The following is a 24,978-nucleotide window of genomic DNA, read 5'->3' on the forward strand; positions in this document are numbered from 1 at the left end:
GCCTATCAGGACAACAACACTGCACCATCGCCATGTCAACAAACCCAGCCCCTCCTTGAAACCACGCCAAGACTGGCCATTATGCACCCCTTGTAGAAGCGAGGCTTGCCCGCGAAAGCAATGTGCCAGGCAAATCGCCTTCGCGGGCAAGCCTCGCTCCTACCGGATCACCCACAAACAAAAACGCCCCGACCAAAGTCGGGGCGCTTTCATGTGCGGCTAAGGCTTAGCGCGGGAACGCTGGCGGGTTTACACCGGCCATGTCTTCCATCACGCGAACGACCTGGCAACTGTAACCGAACTCGTTGTCGTACCAGACGTACAGAACAACGCGGTTGTCCTGAACGATGGTCGCTTCAGCGTCCACAACACCTGCGTGGCGCGAGCCAACGAAGTCGGTGGAAACCACTTCCTGCGAATTGACGTAGTCGATTTGCTTGTGCAGATCGGAGTGCAGCGCCATGTAGCGCAGGTACTCGTTCATCTCTTCACGGGTGGCGGCTTTCTCAAGGTTCAGGTTGAGAATGGCCATCGACACGTTCGGCGTCGGAACACGGATCGCGTTACCGGTCAGCTTGCCGGCCAGCTCAGGCAGCGCCTTGGCAGCAGCGGTGGCAGCACCAGTCTCGGTGATAACCATGTTCAGCGCGGCGCTACGACCACGGCGATCACCCTTGTGGAAGTTGTCGATCAGGTTCTGGTCGTTGGTGTACGAGTGAACAGTTTCGACGTGACCGTTGATGATGCCGAACTTGTCATTCACAGCTTTCAGCACCGGCACGATGGCGTTGGTGGTGCAGGAAGCGGCGGACACGATCTTGTCGTCAGCGGTGATTTCACCGTGGTTGATGCCGTGAACGATGTTCTTCAGCTTGCCTTTGCCAGGCGCGGTCAGAACAACGCGGTCGATACCCGGGCAAGACAGGTGCTGACCCAGGCCATCGGCGTCACGCCATACACCGGTGTTGTCCACCAGCAGCGCGTTTTTGATGCCGTACTGGGTGTAGTCCACTTCAGTCGGGTTCTTCGCGTAGATAACCTGGATCAGGTTGCCGTTGGCGGTGATGGTGTTATTGGCTTCATCAATGGTGATGGTGCCATTGAACGAACCATGCACCGAGTCGCGACGCAGCAGGCTGGCACGCTTGACCAGATCGTTCTCGGCGCCCTTGCGGACAACGATGGCGCGCAGACGCAGGCCATCGCCACCACCGGTTTTCTCGATCAGGATGCGCGCCAGCAGACGACCGATACGACCGAAGCCATACAGGACAACGTCGGTGCCGGTACGGCCGGAACCATTCTGCTTGCCGACCACATCGGCCAGCTCGTCACGGACGAACGCTTCGGCGGTACGGCCATTACCTTCGGCTTTGAATTTGACAGCCAGCTTGCCCAGATCTACCGAAGCAGCGCCGAGCTTGAGCTCGCTCATTGCCTTGAGCAGAGGGAATGTTTCGTGGACGGACAATTCGCTGTCATCGGACTGGCGATGGCGAGCAAAGCGGTGAGCTTTGAGAATCGCGATGACAGACTGGTTGATCAGACTGCGGCCATAGATCGAGCTCACCACGTTGTTATTGCGGTAGAGCTGACCGATAAGCGGAATCATCGCTTCTGCGAGTGCTTCACGGTCGATCCATTCACCAAGACACTGGTCGGGCTTCTGAGTCACGGTAACCTTCCACATGTAGGGGCAGAAAAAAGGGGCTACATTATGCCGCCGAGTGCCTCCCGTAGCAATGCGCGCCTGTCGCACAAGCGGTAACAAAATCCTGTTCAAAAAAATTACGCCCCGCGCCAGCCCAGTAAAACCGGGGCTTTCAGCACAGTCAATTTTCCGACGACAACATTGCCGTGTCCGTAACCCTCCGTAACACTGAGCGGTTTTGGCACTACATTTTCAGTGTCAAACCGCCAGTTTTTGTCATTACCACTACATTTCACCCAGCTTGTGCATATAGACACAGTCTGCAACTGACAGCCGGCACCTGAGGCCGTTACAATTGTCGACTTTGTCGCAACGCTTGGAGCTCAACCTTCCGTGCCCGTTCTGCGTCTACCGCTTCTCCCTGCCGCGGCAGGTAAACAGCACTGGGGCAACCTGCCCGGTGCCGCCCTGAGCCTGGCCATTGCCGAGGCCGCCAGCGCTGCCAAGCGCTTTACCCTGCTACTGACCGCCGACAGCCAGAGTGCCGAACGGCTGGAACAGGAGCTGAGTTTCTTCGCCCCGGATTTGCCTGTTCTGCATTTCCCCGACTGGGAAACCCTGCCCTACGATCTGTTCTCGCCACATCAGGACATCATCTCTCAGCGCATCTCCAGCCTTTATCGGTTGCCGGAGCTGGAGCATGGCGTGCTGGTCGTGCCGATCACCACGGCCCTGCACCGCCTGGCGCCGACCAAATTTTTGCTGGGCAGCAGCCTGGTGCTGGACGTCGGCCAGAAGCTCGACGTCGAGCAAATGCGCACCCGGCTTGAGGCCAGCGGCTATCGTTACGTCGATACAGTTTATGAGCACGGCGAATTCACCGTGCGCGGCTCGCTGATCGATCTGTTCCCGATGGGCAGCAAACTGCCCTTCCGCATCGATCTGTTCGACGACGAAATCGAAACCCTGCGTACCTTCGATCCGGAAAACCAGCGCTCAATCGACAAGGTGGACACTGTTCGCCTGCTGCCGGCGCGGGAGTTCCCGCTGCAAAAGGACGCGGTCACCCGTTTCAAGGCGCGCTTTCGCGAGCGCTTCGATGTCGACTTCCGTCGCTGCCCGATCTTTCAGGATTTGAGCAGCGGGATTACACCGGCGGGTATCGAGTACTACTTGCCGTTGTTCTTCGACGAAACCTCCACCCTGTTCGATTACCTGCCTCAGGACACGCAAGTGTTCTCTTTGCCGGGCATCGAACAGGCGGCGGAGAATTTCTGGAACGACGTGCGTAATCGTTACGAAGAGCGCCGCGTCGACCCATCCCGTCCTTTGTTGCCACCGGCCGAGCTGTTCTTGCCCGTGGAAGATTGCTTTGCCCGCCTGAAGAGCTGGCCTCGTGTGGTTGCCAGTCAACAGGACGTGGAAACCGGTGTCGGTCGCGAACGCTTCCCGGCTCAGCCACTGCCGAACCTGGCCATCGAAGCCAAGGCCACTCAGCCGTTGGCGGCGCTGGCCGGTTTCCTTGACGAATTCCCTGGCCGCGTGCTGTTTACCGCCGAGTCCGCGGGCCGTCGTGAAGTGCTGCTGGAATTGCTGGAACGCCTGAAGCTGCGGCCGAAAACCGTCGACAGCTGGCCAGACTTTGTCGCCAGCAAGGAGCGCTTGGCGATCACCATCGCACCGCTCGACGAAGGTCTGTTGCTGGACGATCCAGCCCTGGCCCTGGTCGCTGAAAGCCCGTTGTTCGGTCAGCGCGTGATGCAGCGTCGCCGTCGCGAGAAACGCGCTGACGCCAACAACGATGCAGTGATCAAAAACCTCACCGAACTACGCGAAGGCGCGCCGGTGGTGCACATCGATCATGGTGTCGGCCGCTATCTGGGGCTGACGATCCTGGAAATCGACAATCAAGCCGCCGAATTCCTGACCCTTGAATATGCCGAGAACGCCAAGCTGTACGTCCCGGTAGCCAACCTGCACTTGATCGCCCGCTACACCGGCAGCGACGATGCCCTGGCGCCGCTGCACCGCCTCGGCTCCGAGACCTGGCAGAAAGCCAAGCGCAAAGCCGCCGAACAGGTGCGCGATGTGGCCGCCGAGTTGCTCGACATCTATGCCCGCCGCGCCGCTCGCGAAGGTTATGCCTTCGCCGACCCGAAAGCCGATTACGCGACCTTCAGCGCCGGTTTCCCGTTCGAAGAAACCCCGGACCAGCAAACCACCATCGAAGCGGTGCGCGCCGACATGCTCGCCCCAAAACCGATGGATCGCCTGGTCTGCGGCGACGTCGGTTTCGGCAAGACCGAAGTGGCGATGCGCGCGGCGTTCATTGCGGTACATGGCGGTCGTCAGGTGGCGATTCTGGTGCCGACCACCCTGCTCGCCCAGCAACATTACAACAGCTTCCGCGACCGCTTCGCCGACTGGCCGGTGAGCGTGGAAGTGATGAGCCGCTTCAAGTCGGCCAAGGAAGTCAACGCCGCGGTCGCGGACCTGGCCGAAGGCAAGATCGACATCGTCATCGGCACACACAAGCTGCTGCAAGACGACGTGAAGATCAAAAACCTCGGGCTGGTGATCATCGACGAAGAACACCGTTTCGGTGTCCGTCAGAAAGAACAGCTCAAGGCGCTGCGCAGTGAAGTCGACATCCTGACGCTGACCGCCACGCCGATTCCGCGCACGTTGAACATGGCGGTGTCGGGCATGCGCGACCTGTCGATCATCGCCACGCCGCCGGCTCGTCGCCTGTCGGTGCGTACCTTCGTCATGGAGCAGAACAAGAGCACGGTCAAGGAAGCCCTGCTCCGCGAGTTGCTGCGTGGCGGCCAGGTCTACTACCTGCACAACGACGTGAAGACCATCGAAAAATGCGCCGCCGACCTCGCCGAACTGGTGCCCGAAGCACGAATCGGCATCGGCCACGGGCAGATGCGTGAACGCGATCTCGAACAAGTGATGAGCGACTTCTACCACAAGCGCTTCAACGTGCTGATCGCCTCGACCATCATCGAGACCGGCATTGACGTGCCGAGCGCCAACACCATCATCATCGAGCGTGCCGACAAGTTCGGCCTGGCGCAGTTGCACCAGTTGCGTGGCCGCGTCGGTCGCAGCCACCACCAGGCGTATGCTTACCTGCTGACACCGCCGCGCCAGCAGATCACTCCCGACGCAGAAAAGCGCCTGGAAGCGATCGCCAACACCCAAGACCTCGGCGCGGGCTTCGTGCTCGCGACCAACGATCTGGAAATCCGCGGTGCCGGCGAACTGCTGGGCGACGGTCAGAGCGGGCAGATCCAGGCCGTCGGTTTCACGCTGTACATGGAAATGCTCGAGCGCGCGGTGAAGTCGATCCGCAAGGGCGAACAGCCGAACCTCGACCAACCGCTGGGCGGCGGTCCGGAAGTCAATCTGCGTGTACCGGCACTGATTCCCGAGGACTATCTGCCGGATGTTCACGCGCGACTGATTCTCTACAAACGCATTGCCTCGGCCACCGACGAGGAAGGCCTCAAGGACCTGCAAGTGGAGATGATCGACCGTTTCGGCCTGCTGCCGGAGCCGACCAAGAACCTGGTGCGGATTACGGCGTTGAAATTGCAGGCCGAACAGCTGGGCATCAAGAAAGTCGACGGCGGCCCGCAAGGCGGTCGTATCGAGTTCGCGACCCAGACTCCGGTCGACCCGCTGACGCTGATCAAACTGATCCAGAGCCAGCCCAAACGCTACAAATTCGAAGGCGCCACGATGTTCAAATTCCAGGTACCGATGGAGCGCCCGGAAGAACGTTTTAATACTGTAGAGGCGCTATTCGAGCGCCTCATTCCGACCACTGCTTGAAGGACGCCGCATGCGCCTGTTTCGCTCACTGACCTTGTTGATATCGTTGTTTTCGCCGTTCGCCTCGACGGCGTTTGCCGATGATCTGTATCAGGTTGAAATGATTCTGGTGCGGCAAAACGCCGTGCCCGCCATCGTCAGCCGCGCCGCGCCGGAAGACTGGGATGCCGGCGCCCAACGCATCAGCCCCGACAGCTTTCGCACACCAAGCCTGAACGCCGAAGTGGAAAAGCTCAGCGCCAGCAACAACTACACGGTGTTGCTGCACAAGGCCTGGCAACAGCACCTGGGTGAAGAAGCCAGCAAAGTGGCGATCAGCGAGGGCAAGGAACAGTTTGGCCAGTTCCCGATCGAAGGCACTCTGAGCCTGAAACTGGGGCGCTTCACCGACGTCGACGCCGACTTCTGGGTCAATCAGATTGACGCCAACGGCCTGGTCACCGCCAGCGAACGCCTGAAGCAGGAAAGCCACACCAAGAACGGCCAGTTGAACTTCCTCGACAACGGCCACCTCGGCCTGCTGATCAAGATCACCTCGCTGACAGCCCCCGCACCACGGGAAGCTCCAGAAGTCGTTCCGGACTAATTGACGTGCCCCCGACCCTGAGCAAACCCCTGGCAACATCCTGGGTCAGCCGATTCAAGGAACAGAGCCTGGAGCGTGGCCGCCGCTACGCGCTGGAAAACCGCGTCAGGATCGTCGAAGTCGGCGACGCCACCATCACCGCCAGTTGCGAAGGCTCTGGCGGCAACGTTTACCGTCAGACCATTCGCCTGCGCGAGTCGGCCAAAGGCACCTTGCTGATGATCGACGCCACGTGCACCTGCCCGGTTCATAGCAACTGCAAACATTGCGCGGCGGTGTTGCTGCAAGTGCAGGAAACCCTCGCCTACCCAGCGGCTGCCAAAGACGCCGAACTGCTGGAAAAACTTCAGGCCGTACTGGAAAACCGTAGCCCGAAAGCGCCGCCGCAAGTGTTGGTGGACAACGTGCAACCGGTGCCGCGCCTGTGGCTGGCAAGTATCGAGTTCAGTGCCTTTGAACCACGCAACGGCAAGATGCAGCGTTACATCCAGCATCGCGCGGCGCTGTCCTTCAGCTATCTGGATGAATACGTCAGCGGACAGAAAAACACTGACATCCTGATCCGCCAGGAGACGCAGACGCTGCGGATAAAACGTCACCCGGAAGTCGAACAGGCCTACAGGGAACAGCTGCGAATCCTCGGTTTCAAGATCGCCACCCGACAAAGCAAGGCCTTGCCCGAAAGTGCCGGCGAACTCTATGAGATGGTCAACGACAGCGCCTGGCTGACCTTCACCCTCAACGAGCTGCCGAAGCTGCGCACCCAGGGCTGGGAGCTGCAGATCGACGAGGACTTCGGCTTCGACCTGACCGCAGTTGAAGACTGGTACGCCACCGTCGAGCAGGCACCGGAGCGCGACTGGTTCGACCTGGAATTGGGGATCATCGTCAACGGCGAACGGCTGAGCCTGTTGCCGATCCTGTTAAACCTGATGCGCTCCCATACCGAGCTTCTCAACCCGGAACGCCTCGCCCGACGCCGCGACGACGAATTGATTCTGGTGAACATCCCGCAGCGCCGCAGCACCGACCAAGGCCCGCTGCAGGTCGCCCTGCCCTTCGGCCGCTTGAAACCGGTGCTGGCCACTCTCGGCGAGTTTTACCTGCAAGAGCCCGGCGAAACCACGCTGCGCCTGAGCAAGGCCGACGCCACGCGCCTGAATCCGCTGGAAGGCCTGCCGCTGCTCTGGGAAGGTGGCGAGCAGATCCGCACCTTTGCCCAGCGCCTGCGCGACATCAAAGACCACACCGCAGTGGCACCCGAAGGGTTGAATGCCACCTTGCGCCCGTATCAGCTGGAAGGCCTGAGCTGGATGCGGTCGTTGCGGCAACTGGAAGTCGGCGGGATTCTCGCGGATGACATGGGGCTGGGCAAAACCCTACAGACCCTGGCACACATTCTCAGCGAGAAGAATGCCGGGCGCCTCGATCGGCCGTGCATGGTAGTCATGCCCACCAGCCTGATCCCCAACTGGCTCGACGAAGCCGCGCATTTCACGCCTCAGCTCAAAGTGCTGGCGCTGTACGGCGCCAGTCGCAAGAAGCACTTCGGCGACCTGGCCGACTACGACCTGATTCTGACCACTTATGCGCTGCTGCCCAAGGACGTCGAACGCCTCGCCGCGCAGCCGTTGCACGTATTGGTGCTGGATGAAGCACAGTACATCAAGAACCCCAACAGCAAGGCCGCCCACGCCGCCCGCGAGCTGAATGCTCGCCAGCGCCTGTGCCTGAGTGGCACGCCACTGGAAAATCACCTCGGTGAGCTGTGGTCGCTGTTCCACTTCCTGCTGCCCGGCTGGCTCGGTGACGTGAAAAGCTTCAACCGCGATTACCGCGTACCGATAGAAAAGCGTGCCAGCGACGTAAGACTTCAGCACCTCAACGGTCGGATAAAACCGTTCCTGCTGCGCAGGACCAAGGAACAGGTGGCCACCGAACTGCCGCCGAAAACCGAGATCATCCATTGGGTCGAACTCAACGAAGCCCAGCGCGACGTATACGAAACCATGCGCCTGGCCATGGACAAGAAAGTCCGCGACGAGATCACCCGCAAGGGCGTGGCGCGCAGCCAGATCATCATTCTTGAAGCCCTGCTGAAGCTGCGTCAGGTGTGCTGCGATTTACGCCTGGTCAACGATGCTGCCCTGCCCTCGCGCGGTAGCACCTCCGGCAAGCTCGATAGCCTGATGGAAATGCTGGAGGAGTTGTTCGAAGAAGGTCGGCGGATTCTGCTGTTTTCGCAGTTCACCTCAATGCTGTCGCTGATCGAGGATGAGCTGAAAAAACGTGGCGTGGCTTATGTAATCCTGACCGGCCAGACCCGCGACCGACGCACGCCAGTGAAGGAATTCCAGAGCGGCAAACGTCAGATCTTTCTGATCAGCTTGAAGGCCGGCGGTGTGGGGCTGAACCTGACCGAAGCCGATACGGTGATTCACTACGATCCCTGGTGGAACCCGGCGACGGAAAATCAGGCGACTGATCGTGCGTATCGCATTGGTCAGGAGAAGCCGGTATTCGTCTACAAGATGATCGCCAGGGGCACGGTGGAAGAGAAAATTCAGCATCTGCAGAAGGAAAAATCCGATCTGGCCGCAGGCGTGCTGGATGGGCGCAAGACCGGGGACTGGAAGTTGCAGAGCGATGATATCGAGGCGCTGTTTGCGCCGTTGCCGGAAAAAATTGATAAGTAGCAGCGATAGGTAGATCGCCTTCGCGGGCAAGCCTCGCTCCTACAGAAATGTGTGCGGTCACAATGGTGTGATCAACATAAAATGTGTAGGAGCGAGGCTTGCCCGCGAAGGCATCACGGCGGGCCCCACTGAAGAGATCAGCTATCAGGATTTGGGATCAGGCAATGGCGCAAACAGCGCCTCAATATCACTCTGCTCGAGCTTCCATCCCCCACTCGCTCCACCTTCGAGTACAGCCCCGGTCAATGCAGCCTTTTCCTGTTGCAGTGCCTGTATTTTTTCTTCGACCGTACCGCGGGCAATCATCTTGTAGACGAATACCGGCTTGTCTTGACCAATTCTGTAGGCTCGGTCGGTCGCCTGGTTTTCCACCGCAGGATTCCACCACGGATCGAAGTGAATCACCGTATCCGCCGCCGTCAGGTTGAGGCCGGTTCCTCCAGCCTTCAGGCTGATCAGGAACAACGGCACCTTGCCACTCTGGAAGTCTTTTACCGGCGTACGCCGATCCGTGGTGTCGCCGGTCAACAACGAATAGCCGAAACCGCGCTGCTGCAGCTCCCGCTCAATTAACGCAAGCATCGAGGTGAACTGCGAGAACAGCAATATCTTGCGCCCCTCACTGAGCAACTCTTCGAGCATCTCCATCAAGCTGACCAGTTTTCCACTACCAGAGCGAAGGGCTTTTGCCGTCAGAGCGATTTTGATCAGTCGCAGATCGCAGCACACCTGACGCAATTTGAGCAAAGCGTCGAGGATGATGATCTGACTGCGTCCGACGCCGCTGCGGGCAATTTCATCACGGACCTTCTTGTCCATCGCCACGCGCACGGTTTCATACACATCTCGTTGCCCATCGCTAAGGTCGACCCAATGGACGATCTCGGTTTTGGGCGGCAATTCGCTAGCCACCTGCTCTTTCTTGCGGCGTAGCAGAAAGGGCTTTATCCGAGCTGTCAGGTGTTGCATCCGCTCGCTATTGCCGTGTTTCTCGATCGGGGTGCGATAGTCGCGATTGAAGGTTTTACTGTCACCGAGCCAACCAGGCAGCAAAAAGTGAAACAGCGACCACAGTTCGCCCAAGTGGTTTTCCAGCGGGGTGCCGGACAGACACAAACGTTGCCGAGCCTCTAATTGCCGGGCCGCCTGAGCGGCTTTACTCGTCGGGTTCTTGATGTTTTGTGCCTCATCGAGAATCAGCACGCTCCAGACTTGAGGCTGCAAAACTTCCAGATCGCGCGGCAGCAGGGCGTAAGTCGTCAACACCAGATCGTATTCAGCGAGGTTTGCAAAATCGTTTCGTCGCGTAGACCCATGGAGCGCCAGGACTTTAAGTTGCGGGGTAAAGCGTGCCGCCTCGTCGAGCCAGTTAGGGATAAGACTGGTGGGCATCACAGCAAGCGCCGGACAGTCGAGACGTCCCGCCTGTTTTTCACAAAGCAAATGGCTCAGGGTTTGCAGGGTCTTGCCCAACCCCATATCGTCACCGAGGATACCGCCCACTTCCAGCTCTCGAAGCGCCTGCATCCAGTTCAGACCTTCCAATTGATAAGGTCGCAACGATGCGTTGAGGCCTGCCGGAGCACCAACATGCGCATGGGTGGACTCGCGCAATCGCTTCGCAAAACTTCGCAAACGCTCGCCGCCCTGCCAGACCAGCGGCAAGCTTTCGAGCTCACTCAACCGCGCCGCATCAGGAGCACTCAAGCGCAACGAGTCGCCGCTGTTCACGTTCAAATACAACTCGCCGAGCGTGGCCATCAAAGGCTTGACCCGTGCGAGAGGCAGTGCGACTTTCGTGCCTGGTTTCGCGGTGAACTGCCCACTGTTGAGATCGATCAAGACCTGATCGTTATCGTCGCGACGGGCTAGCTCGGCCGGGTTCATCAACTGTGGCTGACTGCGCAACAAATGCAGCAGAATCGGCAACAAGCTGTGGCGCTCGCCATTGACTACAATCCCCAATTGCAGATCGAACCATTCGCGGCCCGGCGATTCCTCAATATCGGCATACCATTGCTCTACGGGCTGCACATTGAAATGAAAGCCGTCAGTGATACTGACTTGCCAACTGGCCTCTCTGAGCGCCGGTACTCCGGACTGCACAAAAGCGAGCCATGCCGATTCATCCGGCAAGTCGAACATTTCGCCTGCGCTATCGGGTAATGCATTACTTTTTCGCGTGGCCTTTTTGAAGCCTTGCTTTTGCAACGCCTGACGCAGGACTTTTTCGGCAGCCAGCTTACGCTGAATGCGCTGGGTTTCGGTACCTGAGAGCACCGATACTTCCGTGGATTTTTTGTCCGTGGCCATATGACCGTCGTAAGTGAAGGCCAGCGCTGCGCGGTGCTCCAGTTCGTATTTCCAGCTTGTATAACGCTTGGTTGTTGCGAGGGTCAGGAAAGCCTGGGGCTCGATATCATCGATGATCCGCTCGGTCAACGTGTGTGGCGGCGGTGCTATTCGAGTCACGGCATTCATCCGATGACTGAACTGCATTGCCTGCCGCGCCGGGATGTCGGGGACCAATGACAAGTGTCTGGCCAGTTTGTTGTCCAGCTCACTCAGCAGCGGCCCGACCTCCATCCGTTCGCGATCCAGGTAATGCAAAGGTTCCAGCGCCAGAATCGTTTCCTCAGGGGCGTCATCACTACGCCACTGCGGACGGAAACTGCCGTTTCCTTGTTCAGCCCAGGCAAACTGCGCAAACCTCTCCCCTCCAGGTGCCAAGGGCTGCAATTGGTCGAAATCGAGAAACAAGCGCGAAGTTTTCAACGCCAACTGAAGGACTTCGGCCCCGCTACTGCCTTGCAAGGGATATCCGCTGTAATAAGAATGGGAGGAGTGGACCGCGACCAGCAATCTGGCGATGCGCAGGTCAAGCTCCGTCAGATAGCCCGGCTCTCGCATCAGCGCATCTGACGGCGAAAACACAGATTTGATGTCCTGCAATCGGCCATCCTTGAGCTGACGAGCCTTGCAAATTTCCAGTAACCACTTGCCTGTGGTGGACGTGGCTTTGAGTTTGTACACCCAGCACGTGCCGGTGCTCTGCACAGCCCCATCGCGATCTGGCGTCTCACGGGGAATATCATTGAGCCAGCGTTCCAGATCACGGTTCAGGCGAACCGGGGCATCGCTCTCGCTAGACTCGACAGGAAGGTCTTGCAGATGATAAATGACCGTTGCACAGTGCTTGCAATCCATCAATACGGGACATGAGCAGGCGCAATTCAGCATGAACACACCGTCATCATATTCAATGAGTTCGATGGACTGTTCGTAGATATTCCCTTGGGAGCCTTTGCAAGTCGCGCTAACCGTCAGATCATCAAAGTCGATGATCTTGACCCGATTCTCTTTGGCGTATCTGAGCGCCTTATCCAGCGCACGATTGCTGAATGCCGCCGTCCACGGCATCTGATGAAGTTGCTCAATGATTGTCGGCATAAATTCAACGCTTCTGATAATGACTGGATTACGGAGGGTTTCGTCTTAGACTTTCAACACCCGCGCCAATGTCGACTTCACCTTGCCCATCCCGTCATGCAATGCCTGTTCGATTTCGGCCGGGTGCCCATCCCGGCATATTCACCGATCTGTACGTCGGCTGACGGCGCGCCATAAGGCGTGTCCACCGCCAATGACTGACGAATCGCTCAAGCCTTCGTCAGGCCGGTGCCACCGATAATCGCGTAAACCGTCATGACGAGAAGTCCTTAATCAATCAACTGAGCTTCTCTGAGCGCGCCGATGGCCGCCAGCCAGCGTGGGTCTTGACGGTATTCGGTGCTGGCGTACGCCTGCCCGCGCATCCGCGCAATGCGCGTCGAAGGTTTGACCTTCAAACGCTGGGCGGCGCTCAAGGCCAGCTCGGCAGCTGCGCGATCGTTGCACACCAGGCCCATGTCACAACCGGCGGTCAATGCCGCTTCGATGCGACTGGCAGCATCGCCAACCACGTGAGCACCGGCCATCGACAGGTCATCACTGAAGATCACCCCATCGAACTGCAGCTCGCCGCGCAGGATGTCCTGCAACCAGCGACGGGAGAAACCTGCAGGCTGGGAATCGACTTGTGGATAAATAACGTGGGCTGGCATGACGGCAGCCAGTTGTTTGCTCAATCGCGCAAACGGCACAAGATCGTTGGCGCGGATTTCGTCGAGGCTGCGCTCATCGTTGGGAATCGCGACGTGGGAATCGGCTTCGGCCCAGCCATGACCCGGGAAATGCTTGCCGGTGGCGGCCATTCCCGCGCTATTCATGCCACGAATAAATGCACCGGCGAGCAAGGCTGCACGCTCGGGATCACCTTCGAACGAACGAGTGCCAACCACCGCACTGCGCTGGTAATCCAGGTCCAGCACGGGGGCGAAGCTCAGGTCGAGACCGACTGCGAGCACTTCGGTCGCCATGATCCAGCCACACTGCTCGGCCAGGTCTTCGGCATTCGGGTTATCGGCGATGGCGCGCATGGCTGGCAACCGCACGAAGCCCTGACGAAGCCGTTGAACCCGACCGCCCTCTTGATCCACCGCCAGCAGCAGATCGGGACGAATGGCGCGGATCGAAGCGCTCAATTCGCGCACTTGACGCGGATGCTCGATGTTGCGGGCAAAAATGATCAGGCCGCCCACTTCGGGCTGGCGCAACAATTGGCGATCTTCAGCCGTCAGCCAGGTACCGGCGACGTCCACCATCAACGAGCCTTGCAGGCCAGCAGTCATAGAGATTCCTTGATTACAATAAACCCGGCTCGCACGAATTCGCCGCCATGGGCTGTGCCCTGCGGGGCGGCGATTTCAATGAGGAGCGGGTTCAGAACGAGAGTCGGCATGGGCGGCTAGCTTAGCGGATGTCAGCTGCCGCGCCCACCCGTGTGCGGTTAAACCTTGGCGGCGACCGGGGCCGATTTGCTGCGCGGACGCAACTGCGCGGTGGCCATGGCTGTGTCGGTGACGCCGGTTTCGGCCCGCATGCCAGCGGCCAGGAACGGCACCATCAGACGCATCACTTGTTCGATAGAGGTGTTGACGCCGAAGTCGGTCTCGGCAATCGCACGCAAGGCCTTGATCCCCGACATGCTGAACGCCGCGGCACCCAGCATGAAGTGCACACGCCAGAACAGTTCGATCGGGGGAATGCGCGGCGCGGCCTCGTTGACCAGCATCATGTAGCGGCGGAACACCTTGCCGTACATATCTTCCAGATAACGACGCAAGTGCCCTTGGCTCTGACTGAACGCCAGCCCAAGCAAACGCATGAAGATGGACAGGTCGTTGCCGCTGCGTGGCTGCACCACCAGAGCTTGCTCGACCAGAATCTCCAGCAACTCTTCAAGGGTCGGCTTGTTCTCGGGCTTGGCCTGACGGCGCTCCAGCTCTTTATCGAGACTGAGGCAGAATGGCCCGAGAAAACGCGAGAAGACCGCCTGGATCAGCGCCTTCTTCGAGCCGAAGTGATAATTCACCGCCGCCAGATTGACACCGGCCTTGCTGGTGATCAGACGCAATGAGGTTTCAGCAAAACCTTTTTCCGCGAACAACTGCTCGGCAGCATCGAGAATGCGTTCAACGGTTTCCGACTGGGCCATGGCTACTCCGCCTGACAAACACTTGTTTGAAACATACGTTTCAGCCTTGGCCTTGTCAAGTCTGGCGGTTCGTTTTGGGAATGGTCGGTCAGCTATTTAACCATACAACAGCAGCGCATCAATCAGCGAGCAAAATGACCGTCCAGCGCCCGGCGAAAAAAGGGGCATTGCCAAGACCGGTTCACTGTATATAATCCCAGTCACTGTATAAAAAGACAGAGCGATCAATATGCTAAAGCTGACGCCACGCCAAGCAGAGATTCTGGCCTTCATCAAACGTTGCCTTGAAGACAACGGCTACCCGCCGACCCGCGCGGAAATCGCTCAGGAACTGGGTTTCAAGTCGCCCAATGCGGCGGAAGAACACCTCAAGGCGCTGGCTCGCAAGGGGGCGATCGAGATGACCCCGGGCGCCTCCCGCGGCATCCGCATCCCAGGCTTCGAAGCCAAGGCCGACGAGTCCAGCTTGCCGATCATTGGCCGGGTGGCTGCCGGTGCGCCGATCCTCGCCCAGCAGCACATCGAGGAATCCTGCAACATCAACCCCTCGTTCTTCCATCCCCGCGCTGACTATCTGCTGCGGGTCCATGGCATGAGCATGAAGGACGTCGGCATTTTTGACGGTGACCTGTTGGCCGTCCATACCACCCGCGAAGCCCGCAACGGCCAGATCGTAGTGGCGCGAATCGGTGACGAAGTAACCGTCAAGCGCTTCAAGCGCGACGGCAGCAAGGTCTGGTTGATTGCCGAAAACCCTGAATTCGCCCCTATCGAAGTCAACCTGAAAGATCAGGAACTGGTCATCGAAGGCTTGAGTGTTGGCGTGATTCGCCGCTAAAGGAGGCTTTATGCAGTTCCCACATACTTCACAGCAAGCCCAATTGCCGTTGTTCGAGGCGTTCATGGCGCAGCCATTGGCGCCGATCCTGAAAGACGTGGTCGAATCGCCCTGGAGCACCGAGCCCGAAGTCTTCAGCGAGCTGTCACTGCGCGGCGCGGCCGGGAACTGCCTGAACCTTCTGGCACCGATTCTCCGGGAACTGAGCCAGGATCAGGATGCACGCTGGCTGACACTCATCGCCCCACCCGCCAGCCTGACACAAGCCTGGTTACGGGACGCCGGCCTGAACCGTGAGCGCATTTTGCTCCTGCAACCGCGCGGCACTCAGAGCGCTCAGCAGTTGACCTGCGAAGCCTTGCGACTTGGCCGCAGCCATACGGTCGTCAGCTGGCTTAACCCGCTGAGCACTACGTCGCGGCAACAGTTGATCAGCGCTGCCCGTATCGGGGATGCGCAAAGTCTGAATATTCGACTGGGTTAACTGACAAACACTGTGCGCGCTGAACAGCGCGGGGCTTCTCCAAGGATAGAGAAGCCGATCTGTAGAGGTATTCGAAGAATCCGACAGGCGGGATCAATGAAGAACCCGTGGCCCCTCTTCCTTATCAAATTCGCCTTCCACCAGGCGTCCTGCCATCTGAACACCGACACTCAACATCGCCTTGGCGACTTCCACATGCTGGCCTTGCAGGAAAACCTTGGCATCCTCGGAGAAATCCAAAGTAACCAGAGAACCCTCGTCCTCAGCCCTGCGCAGCTCGATTCGGCCGTCTGGTAACTCGACAATTTCTAGAAAGGACGTTGGCATAAAGGTCTGTTCTCCACGAAAGGCGGGGATTATATAGGCATCAGCCAAGCTTCGCTCGGGATCTTGACCAAATGCCATCACGAAGAGAAATTTCTGACATCACGCTTCCTTGAGCGGACCCGTCCCTAAACACTCAATCTTTCAGCACTCGTTCAACCCTTCGCGAAACCGAATCGCCAGACCTTTAAGGTTCTGACGCCAGCTCTCCAGCTCTTCCCGACTCAGCTCTTCCGGCGCCTCTTCTTCATCCAGATTAACAGCCTGGATTAGCGGCTGCGTCACATCACCCTTGGGCTTGTGCGGAGCGCGAGGCGGCTGGAACAGTGCGGCATGAGCCGACAGCAATTTGGCCAGCCAGGTTTCAGGGTTTTGGGCCAGTTCGACCATCTCGGCCATTTCCGGAATAGCGATGGTTTCGAGCACTTCGCGGGTCAGCAGCATCTCTGCCCGCGGCGCATTGGCCTGAGGCAGGCGATAGAAACCGGCGATTTCATGGCACAGTCCCAACAGCGCACCGTACAGGTGAAACAACGCCGATTCACGCCCGGCCTGAATCAGCGCGAGGGAGTTCATCGCCCGCCCCTCTTCGGCTTTGGCAAGCGCTTCCAGCGACAGGCCGGCGAAATAAATCTTCTGGTTGGTACGGGTATAGAGTTCGTGGGCCATGACGGCAGCCTCCACAACGAAATAATTGCTTCACGCAGGTCAGACAGTGTCGTGGATCACCTGAGCTTCCCGCAAGCCCAAAACAAAAGGCCGCATGAAAACCCGCGGGTTGTCATGCGGCCTTTTGCGTACAGCCTTTTAAGCCTTGGCTGATGGACGCTTGTCTTCAACCGTCCACTTGCCGCCGTCGTAATACGCCTTCCAGCCAGTCGGTTTACCGTCAACCTCAGTCTGCACGTATTGCTCTTTGGTCTTGCGACTGTAACGAATTACCGAAGGAAGGCCGTCCGGATCTTTCTTCGGCGCTTCACAGAGGAAATGGTACTTCGGATCGATCTCATCCTTGTGCGGCACGATCTCCATGACCAATGGAGCACGGGTCTCGCGGTTTTTCGGGAACTGGCTGGCCGCCAGGAACAGGCCGGAAGCACCGTCGCGAAGGATGTAGGTGTCGTTGACCTTTTCGCATTTGAGCTCAGGCATCTTCACCGGGTCCATCTTCGGCGGCGCCGCATCACCGCTTTTCAGCAGCTTGCGAGTGTTCTTGCAGGTGGCGTTGGTGCAACCGAAGAACTTACCGAAACGACCGGTCTTGAGCTGCATCTCGCTGCCGCACTTGTCGCACTCCAGGCTCGGACCTTCATAGCCTTTAATGCGATAGGTGCCCTCTTCGATCTCGTAGCCAGAGCAATCCGGGTTGTTACCGCAGATGTGCAGCTTGCGCTTCTCGTCGAGCAGGTAAGCGTCCATGGCCGTGCTGCAGATCGGGCAGCGATGCTTGCCACGCAGGACCAGCGATTCGGACTCACCCTCGTCGTCCGCGGCGATTTCATCGCCCGGTACCAGGTTGACGGTGGCTTTGCAGCGCTCTTTCGGTGGCAGGCTGTAGCCCGAACAACCGAGGAACACGCCCGTCGAAGCAGTACGGATCTGCATCGGACGACCGCACAACAGGCACGGAATGTCAGTCATCACCGGCTGGTTGGCGCGCATGCCACCTTCGGGACTTTCGGCTACTTCGAGTTTCTTCTTGAAGTCGCCATAGAACTCGTCGAGCACGTTTTTCCAGTCGCGTTCGCCCTGAGCCACGTCATCAAGGTTCTCTTCCATGCCGGCGGTGAAGCCGTAGTCCATGAGATTGGAGAAGCTCTCGGCCAGACGCTCGGTGACGATGTCGCCCATCTTTTCCGAATAGAAACGACGGTTGTGCAGCGCCACGTAGCCGCGATCCTGGATGGTCGAAATGATCGCGGCATAGGTCGAAGGACGACCGATACCGCGTTTTTCCATTTCTTTAACCAGGCTCGCTTCCGAGTAACGCGCTGGTGGCTTGGTGAAGTGCTGGGTCGGATCAAGCTTGATCAGCTTCATCGCGTCGCCCTGGGCCATGTCCGGCAGCACATCATCATCGCCAGGCTTGGCAATTTGCGGCATGACGCGGGTGTAACCGTCAAACTTCAGGATGCGGCCCTTGGCACGCAACTCGAAGTCGCCGGCACCGACGGTGACCGTGGTCGACAGGTATTGCGCCGGCAGCATCTGGCAAGCGAGGAACTGGCGCCAGATCAGCTCGTAGAGCCGTTCTGCATCACGTTCCATGCCCGATAGCTTGCTTGGCTCGGTATTGGCGTCGGACGGACGAATCGCTTCGTGAGCCTCTTGTGCGCCTTCCTTGCTGCTGTAGACGTTCGGGTTTTCCGGCAGGTACTTCTTGCCGAACTCGCCTTCAATATAAGTACGCGCCATCGCCACGGCATCGGCCGAGAGGTTGGTGGAGTCGGTACGCATATACGTGATGTAGCCGGCTTCGTACAAACGCTGGGCCATCATCATGGTTTTTTTCACACCAAAGCCCAGGCGGTTACTCGCGGCCTGCTGCAGGGTGGAAGTGATGAACGGTGCCGACGGCTTGCTGCTGGTCGGTTTGTCTTCGCGCTTGACGATGCTGTAGCTGGAAGCCTTGAGCTTTTCCAGCGCGGCCATGGCCTGGGCTTCGTTGAGCGGCTTGAAGGCTTCGCCTTTCTCGCGGGCTACGTCGAAACGCACGGTCGCGCCCTTGGCGGTGCCGAGGTCAGCGTGGACTTCCCAGTACTCTTCCGGGTTGAACGCGCGAATTTCACGCTCACGCTCGACCACCAGCTTCACGGCAACCGATTGCACGCGACCGGCGGACAGGCCACGGGCGACCTTGGCCCACAGCAGCGGCGAAACCATGTAACCCACCACGCGGTCGAGGAAGCGACGCGCCTGCTGGGCATTTACTCGATCGATGTCCAGCTCGCCCGGTTTGGAGAAGGCTTCCTGGATGGCCTTCTTGGTGATTTCGTTGAACACCACGCGCTTGTAGCGGCTGTCGTCACCACCGATGGCTTCGCGCAGGTGCCAGGCAATGGCTTCCCCCTCGCGATCCAAGTCGGTTGCGAGATAGATGGTGTCAGCATCTTTGGCGAGCCGGCGCAGCTCTTCGATGACTTTTTCCTTGCCCGGGAGAATCTCGTACTTGGCTTTCCAGCCATGATCGGGATCGACACCCATGCGCGAGACCAGCTGCTTGCGCGCTTTCTCTTTCGGCGTGAGCACCGGACCTTCACCTGCGGCGGCCTTGCCGCGCTTGGCGGCAGGCTCTTTGCTGGCGCTAGCCGAACCGCTGGTGGGCAGGTCTCGGATATGGCCGATACTCGACTTCACCACGTATTGGTTACCCAGATACTTGTTGATGGTCTTGGCCTTAGCCGGGGATTCCACAATGACCAGCGATTTGCCCATGGATCAGAAAATTCCTGAATTCTAGAAGTGAAAGGCGGTTGGCGCCTGACGCGGCACCGCTATATATAGTGGCTACAAGGTGAGGTCAAGCGCAGGGTTCTGCGCGCACTCCCCTTATGGCTGCGGAAAAACGCTCGGTTCGGCTTGCACCAAAGCAAAGCGTGGCACCTGTTCGCCGTCAACCTCGACCGACTCCAGGAACATGCTCAAGGGGCGCACCCAAAAGCCGTAATCGCCATACAGGGCTTGGTAGAAGACCACTTCCTCTTCGGTTTCCGAATGCCGCGCAACAGCGAATACACGGTACTGCGGACCTTTGTAATGTTCGTAGAGCCCAGGTTGTATCGGCATGCTTTGGCCCTCACTGAAATTTTTTCAAAATAAAAACAAAATAAATCCGGAAAAACAAAAACCGGGGCACTTGGCCCCGGCTTCCATCAGCGAAACGCTTAAACGCGTTCGAAGACGGTGGAGATGCCTTGGCCAAGACCAATGCACATGGTGGCTACCCCGAAGGTGCCGCCATTCTGCTTCATCACGTTCAGCAAAGTGCCGGAGATACGGGCACCGGAGCAACCGAACGGGTGACCCAGGGCGATCGCGCCGCCGTGCAGGTTAACCTTCTCGTTCATCTTGTCGAGCACTTTCAAATCTTTCAGCACTGGCAACGCCTGTGCGGCGAAAGCTTCGTTGAGCTCGAAGAAGTCGATATCGTTGATACCAAGACCCGCGCGCTTCAGTGCTTTCTGCGTTGCCGGTACTGGACCATAGCCCATGATCGCCGGGTCCACACCTGCCACTGCCATCGAACGAATCACCGCCATTGGCTGGATGCCCAGGTCTTGGGCACGCTGCGCCGACATCACGATCATGCACGAAGCACCGTCGGTGATCTGCGACGAAGTACCGGCTGTCACGGTGCCGCCCTTCGGGTTAAACGCTGGCTTCAGAGCTGCCAGGCTTTCCAGGGTGGTTTCCGGACGAATGGTTTCGTCGTAGTCGAACAGTTTCAGGAAACCGTTCTCGTCGTAGCCCTGCATCGGGATGATTTCGTCTTTGAACTTGCCTTCCAGAGTCGCCTTGTGGGCGAGCTGGTGGGAGCGCACGCCAAAGGCGTCCTGTTGTTCGCGAGTAATGCCGTGCATTTTGCCGAGCATTTCCGCGGTCAGGCCCATCATGCCCGAGGCTTTCGCCGCATACAGGGACATGTGCGGGTTAGGATCGACACCGTGCATCATGCTCACGTGCCCCATATGCTCGACGCCACCAACCACGAACACGTCACCGTTACCGGTCATGATCGCTTGCGCAGCGGTGTGCAGAGCACTCATCGACGAGCCACACAGACGGCTGACGGTCTGGCCGGCCGCGGTGTGCGGGATCTGCGTCATCAGGGACGCCATGCGGGCGATGTTCCAGCCCTGTTCCAGGGTCTGGTTCACACAGCCCCAGATCACGTCTTCAACTTCGCTCGGGTCGACCTTGACGTTGCGTTCCAGCAATTTGCTGATCAGGTGCGCCGACATGTCTTCGGCACGGGTGTTGCGGTGCATGCCGCCCTTGGAGCGGCCCATCGGCGTACGACCGAAGTCGACAATCACGACGTCTCTAGGATTCAAGCTCATATACTTTCACTCTCGCTCTAGTGTGGGCGCTTAACCGAAGAAGCTCTGACCGTTTTTGGCCATTGCACGCAGCTTCGCGGTCGGGTGGTACAGCGCGCCCAAATCAGCGTACTGGTCAGCCAGGGCAACGAACTCTGCAACACCGATCGAATCGATGTAGCGCAGCGCACCGCCACGGAATGGAGGGAAACCAATACCGTAGACCAGGCCCATGTCGGCTTCGGCGGCGGTTTCGACGATGCCGTCTTCCAGGCAACGCACGGTTTCCAGGCACAGCGGGATCATCATCCAGTTGATGATGTCTTCGTCAGTGACTTCGCGCTGTTCGAACACGATTGGCTTGAGCACTTCCAGTACCGAAGGATCGGCGACTTTCTTCTGCTTGCCGCGCTTGTCGGTCTCATAGGCGTAGAAGCCTTTGCCATTCTTCTGGCCCAGGCGCTTGGCTTCATAGAGCACGTCGACGGCCGAACGGCGATCGTCTTTCATGCGATCCGGGAAGCCTTCAGCCATAACGTCACGACCGTGGTGACCGGTGTCGATGCCGACCACGTCCATCAGGTAGGCCGGGCCCATCGGCCAGCCGAATTTTTCCATGACCTTGTCGATGCGGACGAAGTCCACGCCGGCGCTGACCAGTTTGGCGAAACCGCCGAAGTACGGGAACAGTACGCGGTTGACCAGGAAGCCCGGGCAGTCATTGACGACGATCGGGTTCTTGCCCATTTTCTTGGCGTAGGCAACGGTGGTGGCAACGGCCACTTCGCTGGACTTCTCGCCACGGATCACTTCAACCAGCGGCATCATGTGTACCGGGTTGAAGAAATGCATGCCGACGAAGTTTTCCGGACGCTTGAGGGCTTTGGCCAGCAAGGTGATGGAAATGGTCGAAGTGTTGGACGCGAGGATAGTGTCCTCTTTGACCTTGTCTTCAACTTCGGCCAGAACGGCTTGCTTGACCTTCGGGTTCTCGACAACGGCTTCGACGACCAGGTCGACGTGACCGAAATCGCCGTAGGACAGGGTCGGACGAATGCCATTGAGCACTTCGGCCATTTTCGCCGGCGTCATGCGACCTTTATCAACGCGGCCCACCAGCAGCTTGGCGGCTTCGGCCAGACCTTGCTCGATGCCGTGCTCGTTGATGTCTTTCATCAGGATCGGCGTACCTTTGGAGGCCGACTGATAAGCGATACCGCCACCCATGATGCCGGCGCCCAATACGGCGGCCTGCTTCACGTCTTTGGCGATTTCGTCGTAGGCCTTGGCCTTTTTCTTCAGCTCCTGATCGTTCAGGAACAGACCGATCAAGCTCTGCGCGGCAGAGGTCTTGGCCAGTTTGACGAAACCGGCGGCTTCGACTTCCAGTGCCTTGTCGCGACCGAAGTTCGCGGCTTTCTGGATGGTCTTGATCGCTTCGACCGGTGCCGGATAGTTCGGGCCTGCTTGACCGGCCACGAAACCTTTGGCGGTTTCGAACGACATCATTTGTTCGATGGCGTTGAGCTTGAGCTTTTCGAGCTTCGGCTGACGCTTGGCCTTGTAGTCAAATTCGCCAGAGATGGCGCCCTTGAGCAGGTTCAGAGCCGCTTCCTGCAATTTCTCCGGAGCGACCACGGCGTCGACGGCACCGACCTTCAATGCGTCTTCAGCGCGGTTTTCCTTACCCGCGGCAATCCACTCGATGGCGTTGTCGGCACCAATGATGCGCGGCAAACGCACAGTACCGCCGAAGCCTGGGTAGATGCCCAGCTTGACTTCCGGCAGACCGATTTTGGCGGTATTGGCCATGACGCGGAAATCTGCCGCCAGGCACATCTCCAGACCGCCACCCAGTGCGATGCCATTGATAGCGGCGACAGTCGGGACGTTGAGGTCTTCGAAATCGCTGAAAATCTTGTTGGCTTCGAGGTTACCAGCGACAAGCTCTGCATCCGGCAGCTTGAAGTTGTCGACGAATTCGGTGATGTCGGCGCCGACGATGAATACGTCCTTGCCACTGCTGACGATCACACCCTTGATCGAAGCATCTGCCTTGATGGTGTCTACGGCCTGACGCAGTTCGTTCAGGGTAAGACGGTTGAACTTGTTGACGGACTCACCCTTGAGGTCGAATTTCAATTCGACGATGCCACTTTCAAGAGCCTTAACCGTGATGGCTTTACCTTCGTAAATCATCAACTGATCTCCACGATATGGAAGCTGAACAGTACACGTCGGACGCAGGCGACTGGCTCGGCAAGGACGTTTATCGTCGATGCTACGCCAATTCACCCGGCACACCCGCCAACGCGATAGTCGGGATTCTGTAGGAGCGATCTGTAATACAAACGCTCAATTCATACGCCCGTTTGATTTGGGTATGTCACCTTCACGGAATTTCCGGCAATTGTCAATCGCCCAAAATACTGGTTGAAACGCGACTTTCCGGTCACTTCCGTACCACGAAGCCCTGCAACACGCTCATGCATGTGAGGCCATTCATAGAATCAATAGTTAGAAAAGTCGCCCTAATTACCGGCAGCCTGTGTTTAACAAGCTACGCTGGCGGGACCCTGAAGAAAAAATTTGAACGCTTTGACGAATGTCCAGCGTAAGATCAGCCACACAGAATTACCGGCCTGCCTGGCCAACCTCAGCCCGATGATGATGTCGGGCTTTTTATTGCCTGCTGTAGCAGCTGCCGAGCCTGCGAGGCTGCGTTCGGCTGCGAAGCAGTCGTAAATCAGACACCGCGGTACATCAGGCTGATTGCGTCCTCAGTGTTTACGACGACTTCGTCGCCGAACGCAGCCTCGCAGGCTCGGCAGCTGCTACAGATCGGGTTTCAGGCGAGTGCTTTGAGCGTGGCATCGATCTGCTGCAAAACCTCGGCCTCGCCCTTCTCGCCCCAATACAGGGCAATCATTTGCTTGTCTGCTTCGACCTTGTAGACGTTGGCAGGCAATTTTTCGAAATGATTCAGCAGCATCCCATCCTCACAGACCTCCTGCCACTGATTGACCCACATGCCCGGCGCCTTCTGCCAGTAACTCCAGCACGCCGGTCGCGTGCCACGGCGCGGCCGATGGTACTGCGCGCAAGGGCTCGGCGGCTCCTCGCTCAGCCAGTGCGGCCATTCCTGGGGCGCCAGCTGCATGGCCAGGCCAATGCGCCGCGCCTCCATGCGCAGGGCCATGCGCCCGCTCTGAGTACGAGAGGGTCGCAACCAGGCCAGCGGGCTCAAGACCACCAGCAGGATTGACACCACTATCCAGACCGTCATATCTGTACTCCCGATTCTTGATGAGCCCATTGAGTCACTTTGAAACCAATGCGCTTGAAACCAGCCATACTTACCAATATTGCAATCCTCAGGAGGAGCACCTCATGCCCTACAACCACATTCTGGTCGCTGTAGACCTAACGGAAGAGTGCGATCCTGTCATCCACCGGGCTCGCGAGCTCTCGGTGAGCAATGGCGCAAAGCTGTCCCTGGTGCATATTGTCGAACCGATGGCGATGGCCTTTGGCGGCGACGTGCCGATGGATCTTTCCCAGTTGCAACAGCAACAATTCGATCAGGCCAAAGAGCGCCTTGAGCGATTGATCGTGAAATACCCGGAACTCTCCAAGGAATACAGTCACTTGACCTACGGCCAGCCGCGCCAGGAGATTCACCACCTCGCCAAGGAGCAAACGTGCGACCTGATCGTGGTGGGCAGTCATGGCCGACACGGCTTGGCGCTATTGCTCGGCTCCACCGCCAATGACGTACTGCACGGCGCGCCTTGCGATGTGCTGGCGGTGCGCCTGATCAAAAGCTGACAACACGGAACAATGTGGGAGCGGGCTTGCTCGCGAAAGCGGCGTGACAGTCGAAATCTTTATTGAATGTTAAGCAGCTTTCGCGAGCAAGCC

17 protein-coding genes and 1 pseudogene are annotated in these 24,978 nt (G+C 58.4%); 6 read left to right on the top strand and 12 right to left on the bottom strand.

Features of this window, described 5'->3' with window-relative positions; genetic code table 11:
* Positions 1-226: 226 nt before the first annotated feature.
* On the bottom strand, positions 227-1,690 hold the full coding sequence (locus tag AC1RQB_RS01765) for a glyceraldehyde-3-phosphate dehydrogenase (protein ID WP_008073072.1): 1,464 nt from the start codon (positions 1,688-1,690) through the stop codon (positions 227-229).
* Positions 1,691-2,044: 354 nt separating this feature from the next.
* On the opposite strand from AC1RQB_RS01765, the gene mfd reads away from it, so the two are divergent.
* The 3 genes from mfd to AC1RQB_RS01780 are packed head-to-tail and all read left to right on the top strand — an operon-like array spanning position 2,045 to position 8,776.
* Positions 2,045-5,494: a transcription-repair coupling factor gene (mfd, locus tag AC1RQB_RS01770; RefSeq protein ID WP_008073071.1), complete on the top strand. Its 3,450-nt coding sequence runs from the start codon at positions 2,045-2,047 to the stop codon at positions 5,492-5,494.
* A 10-nt stretch (positions 5,495-5,504) separates the two neighbouring features.
* Complete coding sequence (locus AC1RQB_RS01775) at positions 5,505-6,080, top strand: CsiV family protein (protein ID WP_063343051.1); 576 nt, start codon at positions 5,505-5,507, stop codon at positions 6,078-6,080.
* Between the two features lie 5 nt (positions 6,081-6,085).
* Positions 6,086-8,776, top strand: coding sequence for a DEAD/DEAH box helicase (locus tag AC1RQB_RS01780; RefSeq protein WP_063343050.1), 2,691 nt, complete (start codon positions 6,086-6,088; stop codon positions 8,774-8,776).
* Between the two features lie 144 nt (positions 8,777-8,920).
* Here AC1RQB_RS01780 and AC1RQB_RS01785 read toward each other — a convergent pair whose 3' ends face one another.
* The 4 genes and pseudogenes from AC1RQB_RS01785 to AC1RQB_RS01800 form a co-directional block, all read right to left on the bottom strand.
* Positions 8,921-12,226, bottom strand: coding sequence for a DEAD/DEAH box helicase (locus tag AC1RQB_RS01785; RefSeq protein ID WP_081235298.1), 3,306 nt, complete (start codon positions 12,224-12,226; stop codon positions 8,921-8,923).
* 131 nt (positions 12,227-12,357) lie between these two features.
* Positions 12,358-12,483 (bottom strand): annotated as a pseudogene (locus AC1RQB_RS01790) (S-methyl-5'-thioinosine phosphorylase); the annotation flags it as partial.
* Positions 12,484-12,495: 12 nt separating this feature from the next.
* Positions 12,496-13,494, bottom strand: coding sequence for a beta-N-acetylhexosaminidase (gene nagZ / locus AC1RQB_RS01795; RefSeq protein WP_198537247.1), 999 nt, complete (start codon positions 13,492-13,494; stop codon positions 12,496-12,498).
* 170 nt (positions 13,495-13,664) lie between these two features.
* Positions 13,665-14,372 carry a TetR/AcrR family transcriptional regulator gene (locus AC1RQB_RS01800; RefSeq protein WP_007907768.1) on the bottom strand — a complete coding sequence of 236 codons (708 nt, stop codon included), beginning with the start codon at positions 14,370-14,372 and terminating at the stop codon, positions 13,665-13,667.
* A 229-nt stretch (positions 14,373-14,601) separates the two neighbouring features.
* Here AC1RQB_RS01800 and lexA point away from each other — a divergent pair, with 229 nt between their 5' ends.
* A complete protein-coding gene (gene lexA, locus AC1RQB_RS01805; protein ID WP_007907770.1) occupies positions 14,602-15,210 on the top strand; it encodes a transcriptional repressor LexA in 609 nt (202 codons plus the stop codon).
* Between the two features lie 10 nt (positions 15,211-15,220).
* Positions 15,221-15,694, top strand: coding sequence for an SOS-induced cell division inhibitor SulA (sulA, locus tag AC1RQB_RS01810; RefSeq protein ID WP_063343047.1), 474 nt, complete (start codon positions 15,221-15,223; stop codon positions 15,692-15,694).
* A gap of 93 nt (positions 15,695-15,787) precedes the next feature.
* Here sulA and AC1RQB_RS01815 read toward each other — a convergent pair whose 3' ends face one another.
* The 7 genes from AC1RQB_RS01815 to AC1RQB_RS01845 form a co-directional block, all read right to left on the bottom strand.
* Positions 15,788-16,021 carry a hypothetical protein gene (locus tag AC1RQB_RS01815; protein WP_007907774.1) on the bottom strand — a complete coding sequence of 78 codons (234 nt, stop codon included), beginning with the start codon at positions 16,019-16,021 and terminating at the stop codon, positions 15,788-15,790.
* A 141-nt stretch (positions 16,022-16,162) separates the two neighbouring features.
* The gene (locus AC1RQB_RS01820) at positions 16,163-16,687 is read right to left on the bottom strand and encodes a DUF6586 family protein (RefSeq protein ID WP_008073064.1); all 525 of its coding nucleotides are present in this window, start codon (positions 16,685-16,687) and stop codon (positions 16,163-16,165) included.
* A gap of 138 nt (positions 16,688-16,825) precedes the next feature.
* A complete protein-coding gene (gene topA, locus AC1RQB_RS01825; RefSeq protein ID WP_063343046.1) occupies positions 16,826-19,453 on the bottom strand; it encodes a type I DNA topoisomerase in 2,628 nt (875 codons plus the stop codon).
* A 114-nt stretch (positions 19,454-19,567) separates the two neighbouring features.
* The gene (locus AC1RQB_RS01830; RefSeq protein WP_007907781.1) at positions 19,568-19,804 is read right to left on the bottom strand and encodes a DUF1653 domain-containing protein; all 237 of its coding nucleotides are present in this window, start codon (positions 19,802-19,804) and stop codon (positions 19,568-19,570) included.
* 98 nt (positions 19,805-19,902) lie between these two features.
* On the bottom strand, positions 19,903-21,078 hold the full coding sequence (gene fadA / locus AC1RQB_RS01835) for an acetyl-CoA C-acyltransferase FadA (RefSeq protein ID WP_008007076.1): 1,176 nt from the start codon (positions 21,076-21,078) through the stop codon (positions 19,903-19,905).
* 30 nt (positions 21,079-21,108) lie between these two features.
* Complete coding sequence (gene fadB, locus AC1RQB_RS01840; RefSeq protein WP_008073062.1) at positions 21,109-23,256, bottom strand: fatty acid oxidation complex subunit alpha FadB; 2,148 nt, start codon at positions 23,254-23,256, stop codon at positions 21,109-21,111.
* A gap of 649 nt (positions 23,257-23,905) precedes the next feature.
* Entirely contained in the window at positions 23,906-24,343 is a 438-nt protein-coding gene (locus tag AC1RQB_RS01845; protein WP_063343045.1) for a hypothetical protein, read from the bottom strand.
* A 104-nt stretch (positions 24,344-24,447) separates the two neighbouring features.
* Between AC1RQB_RS01845 and AC1RQB_RS01850 the strand changes: the two genes are divergently transcribed.
* The gene (locus AC1RQB_RS01850) at positions 24,448-24,885 is read left to right on the top strand and encodes a universal stress protein (protein ID WP_007907790.1); all 438 of its coding nucleotides are present in this window, start codon (positions 24,448-24,450) and stop codon (positions 24,883-24,885) included.
* Positions 24,886-24,978: the final 93 nt, after the last annotated feature.

The sequence above is a fragment of the Pseudomonas sp. GW822-FHT02E03 genome, assembly GCF_058802325.1.

What these genes read in the sequence shown, in the direction of transcription:
- AC1RQB_RS01765 (WP_008073072.1), bottom strand. Translation starts at nt 1,690, where the DNA reads ATGTGGAAGGTTACCGTGACTCAGAAGCCCGACCAGTGTCTTGGTGAA.
- AC1RQB_RS01775 (WP_063343051.1), top strand. Translation starts at nt 5,505, where the DNA reads ATGCGCCTGTTTCGCTCACTGACCTTGTTGATATCGTTGTTTTCGCCG.
- AC1RQB_RS01785 (WP_081235298.1), bottom strand. Translation starts at nt 12,226, where the DNA reads ATGCCGACAATCATTGAGCAACTTCATCAGATGCCGTGGACGGCGGCA.
- AC1RQB_RS01800 (WP_007907768.1), bottom strand. Translation starts at nt 14,372, where the DNA reads ATGGCCCAGTCGGAAACCGTTGAACGCATTCTCGATGCTGCCGAGCAG.
- lexA (WP_007907770.1), top strand. Translation starts at nt 14,602, where the DNA reads ATGCTAAAGCTGACGCCACGCCAAGCAGAGATTCTGGCCTTCATCAAA.
- sulA (WP_063343047.1), top strand. Translation starts at nt 15,221, where the DNA reads ATGCAGTTCCCACATACTTCACAGCAAGCCCAATTGCCGTTGTTCGAG.
- AC1RQB_RS01815 (WP_007907774.1), bottom strand. Translation starts at nt 16,021, where the DNA reads ATGCCAACGTCCTTTCTAGAAATTGTCGAGTTACCAGACGGCCGAATC.
- AC1RQB_RS01820 (WP_008073064.1), bottom strand. Translation starts at nt 16,687, where the DNA reads ATGGCCCACGAACTCTATACCCGTACCAACCAGAAGATTTATTTCGCC.
- topA (WP_063343046.1), bottom strand. Translation starts at nt 19,453, where the DNA reads ATGGGCAAATCGCTGGTCATTGTGGAATCCCCGGCTAAGGCCAAGACC.
- AC1RQB_RS01830 (WP_007907781.1), bottom strand. Translation starts at nt 19,804, where the DNA reads ATGCCGATACAACCTGGGCTCTACGAACATTACAAAGGTCCGCAGTAC.
- fadA (WP_008007076.1), bottom strand. Translation starts at nt 21,078, where the DNA reads ATGAGCTTGAATCCTAGAGACGTCGTGATTGTCGACTTCGGTCGTACG.
- fadB (WP_008073062.1), bottom strand. Translation starts at nt 23,256, where the DNA reads ATGATTTACGAAGGTAAAGCCATCACGGTTAAGGCTCTTGAAAGTGGC.
- AC1RQB_RS01845 (WP_063343045.1), bottom strand. Translation starts at nt 24,343, where the DNA reads ATGACGGTCTGGATAGTGGTGTCAATCCTGCTGGTGGTCTTGAGCCCG.
- AC1RQB_RS01850 (WP_007907790.1), top strand. Translation starts at nt 24,448, where the DNA reads ATGCCCTACAACCACATTCTGGTCGCTGTAGACCTAACGGAAGAGTGC.